General features: G+C 38.1%; 13 protein-coding genes. All 13 read left to right on the top strand.

Annotated elements, in window-relative coordinates; genetic code table 11:
- The first annotated feature begins 4 nt into the window (after nt 1-4).
- Complete coding sequence (locus KHA97_RS13095; RefSeq protein WP_213125163.1) at nt 5-1,048, top strand: serine hydrolase domain-containing protein; 1,044 nt, start codon at nt 5-7, stop codon at nt 1,046-1,048.
- Between the two features lie 207 nt (nt 1,049-1,255).
- Complete coding sequence (locus KHA97_RS13090; protein ID WP_213125162.1) at nt 1,256-2,377, top strand: ROK family transcriptional regulator; 1,122 nt, start codon at nt 1,256-1,258, stop codon at nt 2,375-2,377.
- A 120-nt stretch (nt 2,378-2,497) separates the two neighbouring features.
- Nucleotides 2,498-3,304, top strand: a complete 807-nt coding sequence (locus tag KHA97_RS13085; protein ID WP_213125161.1) for a sugar phosphate isomerase/epimerase family protein — start codon at nt 2,498-2,500, stop codon at nt 3,302-3,304.
- A gap of 32 nt (nt 3,305-3,336) precedes the next feature.
- Entirely contained in the window at nt 3,337-4,461 is a 1,125-nt protein-coding gene (locus KHA97_RS13080; protein WP_213125160.1) for a Gfo/Idh/MocA family protein, read from the top strand.
- Nucleotides 4,462-4,548: 87 nt separating this feature from the next.
- Nucleotides 4,549-5,493, top strand: a complete 945-nt coding sequence (locus tag KHA97_RS13075) for an ROK family protein (RefSeq protein ID WP_213125159.1) — start codon at nt 4,549-4,551, stop codon at nt 5,491-5,493.
- 15 nt (nt 5,494-5,508) lie between these two features.
- On the top strand, nt 5,509-6,240 hold the full coding sequence (locus tag KHA97_RS13070; protein ID WP_213125158.1) for a glucosamine-6-phosphate deaminase: 732 nt from the start codon (nt 5,509-5,511) through the stop codon (nt 6,238-6,240).
- A gap of 15 nt (nt 6,241-6,255) precedes the next feature.
- Nucleotides 6,256-7,320: a Gfo/Idh/MocA family protein gene (locus KHA97_RS13065; RefSeq protein WP_213125157.1), complete on the top strand. Its 1,065-nt coding sequence runs from the start codon at nt 6,256-6,258 to the stop codon at nt 7,318-7,320.
- 68 nt (nt 7,321-7,388) lie between these two features.
- Entirely contained in the window at nt 7,389-8,597 is a 1,209-nt protein-coding gene (locus tag KHA97_RS13060) for an MFS transporter (protein WP_213125156.1), read from the top strand.
- 190 nt (nt 8,598-8,787) lie between these two features.
- Complete coding sequence (gene murQ / locus KHA97_RS13055; RefSeq protein WP_213125155.1) at nt 8,788-9,714, top strand: N-acetylmuramic acid 6-phosphate etherase; 927 nt, start codon at nt 8,788-8,790, stop codon at nt 9,712-9,714.
- A 102-nt stretch (nt 9,715-9,816) separates the two neighbouring features.
- Nucleotides 9,817-10,518: a PIG-L deacetylase family protein gene (locus KHA97_RS13050; protein WP_213125154.1), complete on the top strand. Its 702-nt coding sequence runs from the start codon at nt 9,817-9,819 to the stop codon at nt 10,516-10,518.
- A 76-nt stretch (nt 10,519-10,594) separates the two neighbouring features.
- On the top strand, nt 10,595-11,569 hold the full coding sequence (locus KHA97_RS13045; protein WP_213125153.1) for an ABC transporter permease: 975 nt from the start codon (nt 10,595-10,597) through the stop codon (nt 11,567-11,569).
- Between the two features lie 13 nt (nt 11,570-11,582).
- Nucleotides 11,583-12,476, top strand: coding sequence for a carbohydrate ABC transporter permease (locus KHA97_RS13040; RefSeq protein WP_213125152.1), 894 nt, complete (start codon nt 11,583-11,585; stop codon nt 12,474-12,476).
- Between the two features lie 91 nt (nt 12,477-12,567).
- Nucleotides 12,568-14,166 (top strand): extracellular solute-binding protein, encoded by a 1,599-nt coding sequence (locus KHA97_RS13035; RefSeq protein WP_213125151.1) that lies wholly within the window; start codon nt 12,568-12,570, stop codon nt 14,164-14,166.
- Nucleotides 14,167-14,197 lie beyond the last annotated feature (31 nt).

Raw genomic sequence — 14,197 nt, 5'->3', positions numbered from 1 at the left:
TGAAATGAAAGAAAAAGTCATTCGTTTCTTACAAAAAGAAATTGATTTAGAAAATATTCCAGGAGCTGCGATATACATATCTTATAAAGGCAATCCAGTTTTAGAAGAGGCTGTTGGGTATCGAACTCTCGCTCCCTCGAAGGAACCAATGCAAATGGATACGGTTTTCGACCTTGCTTCATTAACGAAAATTGTAACAACCATGACGGCCACATTGCAATTATTGGATAAAGGGGAGATACGGCTGGATGACTCCATTTCCTATTTTTTCTCTTCGTTCAGTAAAAATGGCAAAGAGGAGGTAAGAATACGTCATTTGCTGACGCATACATCTGGTTTGCCTGCGCATAGGCCATTTTACAAAGATGAATTATATACGGAACAAATCATTGAAAAAATTTGTGACGAGGAACTTGAAAATCCCATTGGTGAAAGAGTGGTTTATAGTGATTTAGGCTTTATTTTACTTGCCTCATTAATTGAAAAAGTAGTAGGCGAACCATTTGCGAATTATGTTTCAAGAGAAATTCTAACTCCATTAGAAATGCATGAAACAGGATTTAACCTCAATCTTAATCGTAAGCGATTTGCGGCGACGGAATTCTGTGAAAAACAAAATGATTACAAATATGGCATCGTTCATGATGAAAACGCCGAATCAATGGGTGGAGTAAGTGGACACGCCGGATTATTTTCTACGGTGAAAGATTTAGCCAATTTTGCCGAGATGATTGAAGATGGCGGAAAGTTTAAAGGAAAGCAGATTATATCACCAGCGGCTTTGGCGCTTTCTAAACGGAATTTTACACCATTTGATGAAGAGGGAAGAGGCTTAGGCTGGCAAATGAAAAGTCCAAAATTATCTTGTGGGGACCTGTTCTCTGATTCATCATATGGGCATACTGGTTTTACCGGAACTAGCATATGGTTCGATCCAGAAATTCAGCTTCACGTCATTTTATTAACAAACCGAGTGCATGCCAAAAATCAGCAGGGAATCCTAAGATTGAGACCGAGGCTGCATAACTTAATACGAGCGGAGTTTTAAAGCAGACTCATGTGGGTCTGTTTTTTTAAGCTTTCATCAATTCCTGTTCCGATTTCAACTTTATTCACGAATTCCACAAACTAATTACCATTGTTACTATTCCACTCCAAACGAAGAAGTTAATATTTCCCTGTTTCATGTATAATAAGAGTACAAACTCCCATAATCATAATAATTTTACATAAAATATTTTAGAAGGTGTGTAGTATGAAAATCAGGGGAAATCAGCAGATGTTAAGGGAGATCAATAAATCCCTTTTATTAAATCTTATTTATTTACATGGTCCGATTTCAAGAGTGGAGCTAGCGAGGCTTACAAAGCTAAGTCCAACTACTGTCTCTGTATTAGTAGAGGAAATCATGAATGAGGGATTCGTTCACGAAACAGGTACGTCTGGTTCCGGAGTTGGACGGAAAATGACAATGCTAGATATTAACGCCAATAACGGTTTTGTTGTGGGCGTTGATGTATCAAAAGCATCTTCAAGGTTTGTTCTGCTGAATTTGCGCGGAGAAGTTATTTCAATGAATAAGCTCGATAGTTTTATCGGGGAAGAATCTTTGCGTAAGAAGCTCCCAAAGACAATAGAAGCATTCATTAAAAAACAAGGTGTGGATCGTAGTTTAATTAAGTGGATCGGTATTTCCGTTCCTGGAATACTTGATGAAATCCAAGAAACAGTATTGGGGTCAAAATACTTACAGATTAGAGATTTTCCGTTAAAATCATTGCTGACTGAGAAGTTTGATATCCCAATCCATCTAGTAAACGATATTGAAGCAGCAAGTTTTGCGGAACGATTCAGTGGAGCGGCAAAAGGAAAGCAAACAATTGCTTACATTCTCGTTGATTATGGTATAGGAGCGGGTTTCGTTATTAATAATCAAATTTATCGAGGTGCTACAAATCAGGCTGGAAAAATCGGAGACTTTTATCATTATGGTATCGACAAATTGGCCCAAAGGTTGAAAACGCAATATCCAAAAGATCTTAAACATGATGAACCAGAAGCCGTTATCGATAAATATGTTCAGCTTGCTTTGGAAGGGAAAGAGCCATTTAAGGAAGATTTAGATAAGGTAATGCAGAATATAGCTAAATATTGCGGCAATGTTCTTCAATTGATGAACCCTGAGCAATTGATCATTAGTGGTTGGGTTGCTTCTAATGAGAAACTCTCTAACCTTTTGATTACACTTATTGATCAATATGAAGAAGCGGAGGAGCCAACGACTGTCAAAGTTTCTTTTTGGAAGGACTATGGACCAGCCATCGGAGCTGCAACACTTGGTCTTCATCAAATGTTTAGAACAAAAACAATCCAGTGATTTTTGGTTGTTTCAATTCTCGTAATATATTGATTAATTCGACCATAATGATATAATATGGTTAATTATTTCATCCACTGGAATAATTAATTCAAGCAAAGTCTAGGGAGGTTTTTAAAAGTGAAGATTTCAATTGGTGGTTATTCTTTCTTCAACACGTTTCTAGAGGGGAAAATGGATATTTTCGGGTATTTGGAGTCAGTGAAATATCGTTATGGATTAGACACAGTGGATATTTGGAACGGGCAATTTACTATTGGTGAACCAGATTTTTCAAGAGTGCCTGATGAAGAATTCTTGAAAAAAGTACGCGAAGCTATGGATGAAAAAGGTCTTACATTAATCAACTATGCAGTTGATGGTGCACATATTTGGGATGCCGATCCAGACAAGCGTGAACAACTTTACCAAAATGCTCTTGGCCATCTTAATGCTGCGGAAATTCTCGGCGCCAAAACCGTGCGTATTGACACTGGTGGCGTATTCGGCAATGATCCTGCGTTTGATATGAATATGACTGATGAGCAGTTCGAATATATCGTGAAACACTACCGAGAATATTGCGAGCGCGGAGCACAAAATGGCTATATGGTTGGACCTGAAAATCATATTGGACCTTCGTTGAGCCCTGTCCAAATGAAGAAAATCGCTGAAGCGGTGGATCATCCGAACTTTGGAATCCTCCTTCATATTGGCAGATGGAGAGAAGAGGCTGAAAAAGGCGATGAAATGGTAGCTCCATGGGTATGTCATACGCATTTTGATGCAAGAACGGCCGTAGCGGAGGATGCGCAAGATAAAATTCGTATGCTGCAAGAAAATGGCTTTGATGGGTATTGGGGCATTGAATATAATGCTGATAAGAATCAATATGTTGAGATGGAATGGATATTAGGAACGGTAAAACGTCTTTTAGCAACTCTATAAGATTGATTGATGAATAAAATTGGAGGGATATGATGAGAAAGATACGAATTGGAGTTATTGGTGTAGGTCAAATTGGAAAATCACACTTAAGTAACTATGCAAGCATTCCAGATGCGGAAATTGTAGCAGTATGTGACGTAAATGAGCAAGAAGCGCGAAGAGTAGCCGAACAATACAATATTCCAAGTGTGTACACTGATTATCGTGAGCTTTTAAGTCGAGATGATATTGAAGCTGTGGATGTATGCTTACATAATAATTTCCACGCTCCAATGACGATTGCTGCATTAGAAGCAGGAAAACATGTATATTGTGAAAAGCCAATTGCCGGTACATATTTTGATGGGAAAAGAATGGTCGAAACGGCAAAAGAAACTGGAAACATGCTTCATATTCAGTTAGGAACTATTTATCGCAAAGAAACAAAAGCGGCAAAAGCCTTGATTGATGGAGGAAAACTAGGGAATATTTATCATGCTCGCTCAACTGGCTTTAGAAGAAGAAATCGTCCGTTTGTTGACGGCTATGGTACGAAATTTTTCACGAAAAAAGAAACTGCTACCGGCGGCGCACTTATTGATATGGGAGTCTATCATATTGCGCAAATGCTTTACTTGCTAGATTTACCGACCCCAACTCGCATTTCCGGAAAAGTGTACCAAGAGATGGATATGGATCCAAAAAGACGTGAGGAGAGCGGCTTTGATGTCGAAGAGTTGGCATTAGGATTCGTTAAATTCAAAAATAACCTTACGCTTGATATAATCGAGTCTTGGTCTGTTCATTTAGGCGGTTTTGAAGGTCCTAGCATTTTAGGTTCAAAGGGAGGAATTCGCTTACCTGTATTTGGTGAGGGTCCGCAAAATCAATTTAGCTTCCATTCTACTATTTCTGATATAGATATGGATAGTACGGTAAACTTAGATTTAATGGATTATCGTTGGCATAATCTAAGAGAAAATGAGGACGCTTACGATTCATCTCAGCATCATTGGATTGCAGCACTTCAAGGCAGGGTGGAGTTATTGCCAACTGCAGAAATTGCCTTGCAAACAATGTTGATTAGTGATGGAATCTATCTTTCTGATAAACGCGGAGAAGAGGTTTCAGCTGAAGAACTTGATACTTTAGCGACATCCACTTCTGTAACTTTATAAAACATCATCCAAGACTAAAGAAAGCCCTGAAATTATTGAAACATAATTTTGGGGCGATTTTATTAATTGGGAAAGGTACGGTTTTACATGAATAAAGCGGTCCTCGGGGTAGATGTAGGTGGAACAAATATACAAATAGGGATAGTTTCTGAAACTGGGACAATTGTAAATAGCAAAAAATATCGGATGAATATTGATTCTCAGGAAAAGGCGATTACTGCCATCATTGAATCAATTGATGACTTTACTCAAAATGCTGATAGTTTAATAGCAATCGGAATTGGTTTAGTTGGCCACGTCAATGCTGAAAAAGGAGTTTGGGAAAGTGCCATCAATATCCCAATATCTACACCAGTTCCTCTTGCCAACCTACTATCCGAAAAGATGAATATGCCTGTATATTTGGACAATGATGTCAATGCCGCTACATTAGCCGAAATGAACTGGGGGATAGGCAGGCAAACAACAAACTTCATTTATGTCAATGTAGGTACAGGAATTGGTATGGGAATCGTAGAAAAATCCGAGTTGTTTAGAGGGAGTACAAATTATGCAGGCGAAGTGGGGCATATGTATATCGGGCAGATTAAAGAAGGATTTGGAGATGGTTATTTAGAAACGATATGCTCTGGCGGCGGGATGATCAAGCAGGCTTTGGAAGGCTTGAAAATGTATCCTAATTCTATTTTAAGTTCTTATCATCAAGAAGGACATTTGCATTCAAGTACTATTTTTCACGCGGCCGAAAATGGAGACCCTTTAGCAACTATCATTGCAGATCAGGCTATTGAAGGGTTAGCAATTGGAATGACCAATATTGTCAATTTATTTAACCCAGAGCATTTAGTCTTTGGCGGCGGAATGTTTAATAATAAGTCCTTAATTGAAAACATTCGACAGTATGTGAATGAACATGCCCTGCCAGTAGCTCGGAACAGCTTGAAAGGCATTACGATCACAAATTTGAATCATAATGATGTCGGATTGCTAGGAGCGGCAAGTATTGCTTGGCTAAATCAAGAATGTTTATAAGAAAGGCGGAAAACGATGGAAGTTCTAATACTCGAAGAAAATGTATTTGACGATACAGCTGCGGATATCGCCTTCGCCCAATTAAAAAAGAAACCTCATTCAACGATTGGATTTGCTACTGGAAACACGACAGTTGGCTTCCATAAAAGCCTTGTAAAAAAAATACTAGACGAAAAAATCGATAAAACGAAGTTCTCGACCTTTAACTTAGATGAGTATGTTGGAGTTTCTAGTAAAGATCCAGCAAGCTGTTATTTTCGAATGGAAGAACAGTTTTTCAAACCACTTCAATTAGGGAAAGATCAAATAAATTTTTTAAATGATATTTCTGAACAAGAGGATCTACAACTAAGATGTACTCAGTTTGATCAAAGGATTGAGGAATGCGGTGGGATTGACCTTCAATTTCTCGGGATTGGGTTGAATGGACATATCGGTTTTAATGAACCGGGAACAGCTTTTGAGACAAATACTCATGTGGTCGATATCGCTTTACATACAAGAGAGTCGAAAATATCTGTGTTTGGTTCATTGGATAAAGTTCCGAAGCAGGGCGTTACGATGGGAATTAAATCGATTATGATGGCTAAGAAAATTGTGTTGCTCGCAAAAGGAGAAAGCAAAGCCGATATTATTGTTAAAGCATTAGCAGGACCTGTAACGAAAGATGTTCCAGCATCCGTTTTGCAACTGCATCCGAATCTTGTCGTCGTGTTGGATCAAGCTGCTGCTCAAATATTACCTTAATAAAGGAGTGATACAATGAGTAAAAAAGATGTAAAGGTTGGAATCATCGGAACTGGCTTTATGGGAAAAGGACATGCGATAGGTTACCAAATGTTTGACATCGAAATTGGAATGTTTGCATCGAGAAGCATCGAAAATGCGAAGACGGTAGCTGAAGAATTCGGTGTTGAAAGATGGACGGACGATTGGCGTAAATTAGTTTCAGATCCCGATATTGATTGTGTCGATATCACAGCTCCTAACCATCTGCATTACGAAATGGCGATGGCATGCATCGAAGCTAAAAAGCCCTTTTTAATCGAAAAACCTTTGGCCATGAATACGAAAGAAGCGAAAGAAATCGTAGATGCTGCCAATAAAAACGGCGTCATGGCTGTTTACGGTGAAAACATGAGATATAAACCTGCATTAGTCCGAGTGAAAAAAATAATTGATGAAGGCGGTTTGGGAGACATTATAATGCTCCGATCAAATGAAATCCATAATGGTCCATTCCATAGTGATTGGTTCTGGGATGCAGAACTAGCAGGCGGCGGTGCTACAATTGATATGGGAATTCACGGCTTATATACATTAGAATGGATTATGGGATCCAAGGTTAAAAGGGTGTACGCCGAAATGGGTGTATTGAAATGGGACGAATACTGCAAAAATGGTTCAGAGGATACAGCTGCTGTTATTTTGCGTTTTGAAAATGGTGGTATTGCTGAACTATTAATTAGTTGGGCGATAACTGGTGGAATGGATGTCCGTTTAGAGGTATTCGGAAAACAAGGAACAGCTTATGTAAGTATGACGCATGATGCTGGTGGACTTCGTGTCCACAGTCACCCGGGCTATGGAAAGTCAGTTGAAGAATTATCAAGCTTAAAACCACATGTAGTATCGACGAAAGGCTGGAGTTTTCCTGCCCCTGATGATGAGTTGCAACAAGGACATGCATATGAAGTAAAACATTTTATTGATTGTGTAAAAGGGAAAGATGAGCCTAAGAGCACATTAGAAGATGGGCTTAGAGCACTAGTATTGGTTGAGGCAATTTATGAGTCTGCTAGAACAGGAAAAGCAGTGGAAATTTGATGTAAGAAACTGACAATCTATGAGAAAACACCTTTGATATAGAGGTAAGAAAGGACATCGTATGGTAAATGGCTAAAGATAAATCTTTATTAGTAGTAAAACTTTTTAATTTTTCCCTTTACGGAGCGCTTGCTGTTTTAATGTCGTATTTTCCATTGTATTTTCAAGAGGTAGGCTTTAGTGCAGTAACGATTGGGATGTTGCTGGCAGGAGGACCCTTCATTTCAATTTTTGCCAATCCTTTTTGGGGTTATTGGAGTGATCGCCTGCAAAATATAAAGCGGATCCTCATCATCATGTTAATTGGAAATATCATTGTAGTCCAAATTGTTTTCCAATTTAGTACCCTGCCTCTTGTGTTTTTAGCTATGCTGCTTTTCTTTAATTTTCAAACGCCATTGTTTTCGCAAAGCAATAGTTTGATTTTAAACACGATTGAAGGAACGCCATATAAGTTTGGTACGTTCCGTCTTTGGGGTTCACTCGGTTGGGCATTGATGGCAGTGGCAGCCGGACCTCTTATAGGTATAGTAGGAATTAAAAACCTGTGGATTTTGTATAGTGTCATGATTATTGTGACGATCTTAATCGGATTGAAATTACCTAGGGGTAAAGTGGAAGGGACGAAATCAATCCAAAAAGGCGGGTATGGAAAAGCACTATTAGGAAATAAATACTTTTTAGTTTTTGTACTTTTGGGTGTATTGATTTCAGTTCCAAACTCTATCAATCATACATTTTTATCTCTTTATATTAACCAATTAGGCGGATCCGTTGTCCTTGTTGGCTGGTCGGCATTTTTGACCGCTATTTTTGAAGTACCTGTCTTTTTATTATTCGATCGATATTTAAAAAGGCATACTCCGACGATGTTCGGCTGTTTAGTATTAGTTAGTTTATTATTTGTCATCCGTTGGTACTTAATGTCGATTGCGACTGGACCAATGCAAGTTGTTTTCTTTCAAATGCTTCATTGCATCACCTTTGGTGGTTATTACTATATAGGGACCACATTAACCGCAAAACTTGTTCCTGTGGAATTGAGGGCGAGCGGGCAAGCAATTTATGCACTTACATGGGGAGGCATCTCTGGAATCATCGCCGGAGTTTTTGGAGGTTGGATGTTCCAGGAGTTAGGACCAAATACAATGTACCTTGTAAGTACATTGATTTCTTTAGGTGGGGTTATTGGATTTGGAGTGTTGTGGCTCCGAATAAGCAAGGCTGAGAAACAAAATATTTCCATTGATGGAAGAAGTGAAAATTTACCTTCATAGAAAAGAATCCCAGTAGTTTTTAGCTGTTTTTAAGCATAACTATTGGGATTCTTTTTGTAAGGAGTTGAAATAAAAATTCATTTAAATTTTAATATTTTTAAATTTATATTTCATAATAGGGCGATTGTGGTGTATAATGAAATCAACATATAAGAGTTGTTCATGGACAACATTAGAAAGGCGGGTATGAATGCAAGAAAACCTTTCACACTTAACAACGGAACAAATAAATCAAAATACAATTAGTATCGATCAAATGTCTTCTTTAGAAATTATAAAACTTATGAATTCCGAAGATCGTTCTGTTGCGGAGGCAGTAGGTAAAGAATTGCCACGTATTGCAGCAGTAATTGATGTAATACATCAATCATTTAAAAATGGAGGCCGTCTTTTTTACATAGGTGCTGGAACGAGTGGCAGGCTAGGAATTTTGGATGCATCAGAATGCCCCCCTACTTTTTGCACACCCCCTGAAATGGTTCAAGGTATTATTGCGGGTGGTGATACAGCAATAAAAACAGCTATTGAAGGAGCTGAAGATCGTAATGACGAGGGAGAGAACGATTTAAAAGCAAGAGGATTGTGCGAAGCAGATGTTGTTGTTGGGATAGCAGCAAGCGGCAGAACACCTTACGTAATAGGGGCACTAGAATATGCCCGTAACTTAGGTGCTGCAACAGTAGCTCTTTCATGTAATAATGATGCGGAAATAAGCCGATATGCTGATTATAAAATTGAAGTGATTGTAGGGCCGGAGGTGTTAACCGGTTCGACAAGACTAAAGGCAGCGACGGCTCAAAAAATGGTGTTAAATATGCTGTCTACCGCTTCAATGATTAAACTTGGTAAGGTGTATAACAACCTTATGGTTGATCTTCATGCAAGTAATAAAAAATTAATGGAGAGAGCATGTAACATGGTCATAAATGTTACTGGAGTTTCAATGAAGGAAGCCGAAAGGATTTTAAAAATTACTAATCAAAAGGTAAAACCAGCCATTTTGATGATTTTAGGTGAGGTATCCTTTAACGAAGCAGATAAATTGCTACAAGAAACGGATGGATTTTTAAGAGAAGCAATCTTAAAAGCACAAAAAAGTCAGCTTGGCGGGGAATAGCAGCTAAGCAAGTCTTTTTCAATTTGTTGTAAGCGTTGACAATACGGTCGATTAATCTTACTAGATTAATATAAAAAAAAGGTATTTGAGGAGGATAAGAGGATGAATTTAGTCGTAGTTGGAGCTCATTGTGGGGATGCAGAAATTCAAGCGGGGGCAATCGCCCATAAATATGCAAAGGCAGGACATAATGTCACCTTTTTACATTTGACTGCTGGAGAAAAAGGGAATCCTCCCGGGGTTTCAGTAGAAGAATACCGTGAGCAGAAAATTAGAGAGTCAGAAAAAGTTGCTGAAGTACTCGGTGTTAACACGATCACATTGGACTATAAAGATGCTGAACTTACTTTTAACGACGAAATCATTACACATGTTGCTACTTTAATGAGAAAGCTAAGGCCGAATGTTGTCATTACTCACTGGGAAAATAGCATCCATTCTGACCATATCATGTGCTATAGAATCGTCCAGGCAGCACAATTAAAGGCCGGACTTCCTGGATTTGATTTAGAAGGTCTTCCAGCTCATTATTATAGCTTTTATCACAGTGAGAACTGGGAAGACATGGAGGGCTATGATCCCGATTTATTCATTGATGTATCAGATGAATTCGATACTTATTTGGAGGCCCTATCACATTATTGGTTCATCATGAACTCTTCTTCCTTCCGATATTACGATTATTATAAAGCGCTTGGAACGGTAAGAGGTTGTGTCAATCGTACAAAATATGCTCAGACTTTAAAATTCCCTAGAGGAACGAATGTGAGGAAAGGTGGGGCATTGCCGGGGTATGAGCTTTAATACCCTAATTGGATCGAGAATGAGGGGATTGTGGCTTTCATAGTCTCCTCATTGAAAAGGAGGTTGTTTTCATAAAATGGCCACGCAAAATACGTCTGCGGCACATGGTTCCAATGATATTGTAGCCAATAGGGTGAAGCATGTTAAAATTAAAAATCAGAAGATTAGGAAAATTAAGAAAGATTGGCAATATTATATCCTGCTCTTACCTGCTTTAGTTTATTTTCTTGTTTTTAAATATTATCCGATGTATGGTGTGCAAATTGCTTTCAAAAACTTTATTGCGGTTAAAGGGATTTTTGGAAGCGATTGGGTTGGATTTACGCATTTTCAACGATTTTTCGATTCCTATTATTTTTGGGACTTAATTTTAAATACCCTTGGCATTAACTTGTATCAACTCGTTTTGTTTCCAGTTTCCATTATCGTGGCCCTTTCACTGAACGAGCTGCGTGATGGTCGTTTTAAAAAGACTGCCCAAACGATTACCTATGCGCCGCATTTTATTTCAGTCGTTGTATTTGTCGGTATGATTATTGCTTTCTTAGATCCGCAAACGGGGATTATTAATAATTTTCTCAAGCTATTAGGTTTTGAACCTATTAATTTTATGACAAGTCCAGCTTGGTTTAAAACGATTTATGTATTTTCTGGAGAATGGCAAAACCTTGGATGGGGCGCGATTATTTACTTAGCTGCCCTTGCCGGAATCGATCCTCAGCTTCATGAAGCGGCAAAGGTCGATGGTGCTACAAGGCTTCAGCGAATTTGGCATATTAATCTTCCAGGGATCCTTCCTACGATTGTCATTCTATTAATCTTAAATATGGGAAATTTTATGTCTGTGGGGTTTGAAAAAATATTATTAATGCAAAATCCTCTAAATTTAGAGTCTTCTCAAGTCATACAAACTTATGTATATGAAATTGGTATTTTAAACGGACAATTTAGTTATTCCACAGCGGTAGGTCTATTTAATTCAGTCGTTAATTTGATTATTCTGATCATTTTTAACAGACTCGCTAGAAGAACAGGTACAAGTTTATGGTAAAGGAGGGATTGTCATGATAAACGAAGTAAAATCTGATCGTATATTCGATCTGTGTAACAAGCTGGTAGTATGGTTTTTTATCATCATTATTTCTTACCCTTTACTTTATATTCTTAGTGCCTCCATCAGTGATCCAAGCTATGTCAACTCGGGGAAAATGTGGTTGATTCCTAGAGATATTACCTTTGAAGGCTTTAAACGTGTATTTGAAAGTAAGGATATTTGGATAGGTTATCGCAATACGATTTTTTATACAGTTCTAGGGACTTTCATAAATTTGGCTGTAACCCTTCCGTGTGCATACGCACTCTCGCGTTCAAACTTAGTAGGAAAAGGAATCATCATGGGATTATTGATTTTCACGATGTTTTTTGATGGTGGTTTAATTCCTACTTATCTCCTTGTAAGAGATTTGGGAATGATCAATACCATTTGGTCAATGGTCATCCCGAATGCTGCCTCTGTATGGAATATTATTGTCACGATGACTTTTTTTAAAGTGACAATTCCGAAAGGATTGGTGGAAGCGGCCGAGGTAGACGGTGCTTCAGTATTTAGGATCTTTTTCCAAATTGTATTACCATTATCAGCTCCTATCATTGCGGTCATGGCGCTGTTTTATGGAGTAGGGCATTGGAATTCGTATTTTAATGCTCTCATTTATATATCAGATAAAGATATTTATCCATTACAGTTATTTTTAAGAGATATCCTCATACAGCAAGAAATGACAGCGGAACTTATGATTCAAGGTGGTAATCCTGAAGCGATAGGGGAACAGGCTAAAATTGCCAGTATTATCAAATATGCAATTATGATTGTTTCGGCAGCCCCTCTATTAATTATCTATCCATTTTTGCAAAAGTATTTTCTAAAAGGCGTGATGATTGGGTCTATTAAAGAATAAAGCTACTTTTTGTTGGAGAGTGAGGTGAACTTTATTCTTATTGCAAGGTAGGAAGTTCAAATTAACATTTTTCTTTGGGAGGAGAAGCGAATTGAATAAAAATCGATCCATCATGTTTATCTTTACAATATTCTTGTTGCTAGGGACGCTTTTAGCAGGCTGTAAGTCCGGAGAAAAAACTGGTACAAAAAAGGATGCACCACCCGAAAATTTCAATAATACAGGCTATCCAATTGTCAATGAACCTATTACTTTAACAATGATGGGGCAAAGTTCACCACTACAACCTGAGTGGAGTGAAATGGGCTTCTTTAAAGAAATGAATAAAATGACAAATATGGATTTTAAATTTAAAACTTCTACTTCTGATCAATTTCAGCAGCAGAAGCAATTAGCCTTTGCCAGCCAAGAGCTCCCAGACGTTTTCTTTGGAGGAATGTTTACACCAGCAGAAGAGGTAGACTATGGTTCACAAGGATTGCTTATCCCACTTGAAGATTTGATCGACCAATATGCGCCAAACTTAAAAAAGATCATGGAGCAATTTCCAGATTTAAAAGCCTCTATTACGGCGCCAGATGGGCATATTTATACATTGCCGGGCCTTGATAATTTAAGCCATTCGATGACTCCATTAATGTGGATGAATGGATATTGGCTTGAAAATTTAGGTGTAGAACGACCACAAACAACCGGTGAATTTTATGAGTTATTAAAAACATTTAAAGAAAAAGATGCTAATAAAAATGGGGAAGATGATGAGATTCCTTTATCTGCTTCAAGCATTGCGGAGCTGCGATATAATTTATTGCCAGCATTTGGAATAAACCAATCAAATGGGTTAATGGTAGATAACGACAAAGTGGAATTTGCTTTTATCCAAGACGGGTATAAAGAGTATCTCGAATATTTAAAGCGCTTATATGATGAAAAATTACTGGATCCTCAAGTTTTCTCACATACTTGGGAGCAATATGTTGCAAAAGGAGCTGAAAATAAGGTTGGAGTATTTCCAACGTGGCCAATTGTCATGATTGGTTTTGCAGATGTAACAGAAGCTGCAAAATATCCATTGCTACCTCCATTAACAAGTCCAAATTTTGATAAAAAAGTAGTGACTCAGTTTTCTGAAATAAAAAGAGGAAGATTTGCCATTACGAATAAAAACAAATATCCAGAAGCAACGATGCGCTGGGTAGATTATATGTACTCACCAGAAGGATCCATTTTGGCTCGTTTAGGTGTTGAAGGGAAGAACTGGGAATGGGTGGATGATTCTCAATCAGCTTGGCAATTGCTCGCTCCGGAAGGCATGAATACGACACAAGCAAATGCCCAGGATGCACCTGGTGCAGGATCAGCAGTTCCGATGGTCATTGATAAGGAGTTCTTCTTAAAAGAAGACAATCCGACAATCCATACGATTGCAGGTTGGGTTGAGGACGAATATTTACCACATGCAGAACTTCCATTTCCTCAAGTATATTTAACAGTAGAAGAACAAGAACGGATCAATACACTAAGGCCGGATATCGATAGTTATATCGAGCAAATGGAAGCAAAATTTGTATCAGGTGAAACACCTTTCAGAGATTGGGATAAAGCGGTAAGTACCTTAAATAAAATGGGTGTAGAGGAATTAGTAAAAATAAATCAAGCTGCATATGATCGTTGGGCTGAATCAAAATAATATTTGCGGTCTAATGAAGGGGTTGCCATAG

This window comes from Lederbergia citri (genome assembly GCF_018343625.1).
In the GTDB taxonomy this organism is placed as follows: Bacteria; Bacillota; Bacilli; order Bacillales; family Bacillaceae_C; genus Lederbergia; species Lederbergia citri.
Note: the sequence above shows the minus strand (reverse complement) of the source record. Positions and strands in the feature narration are given on the sequence as shown.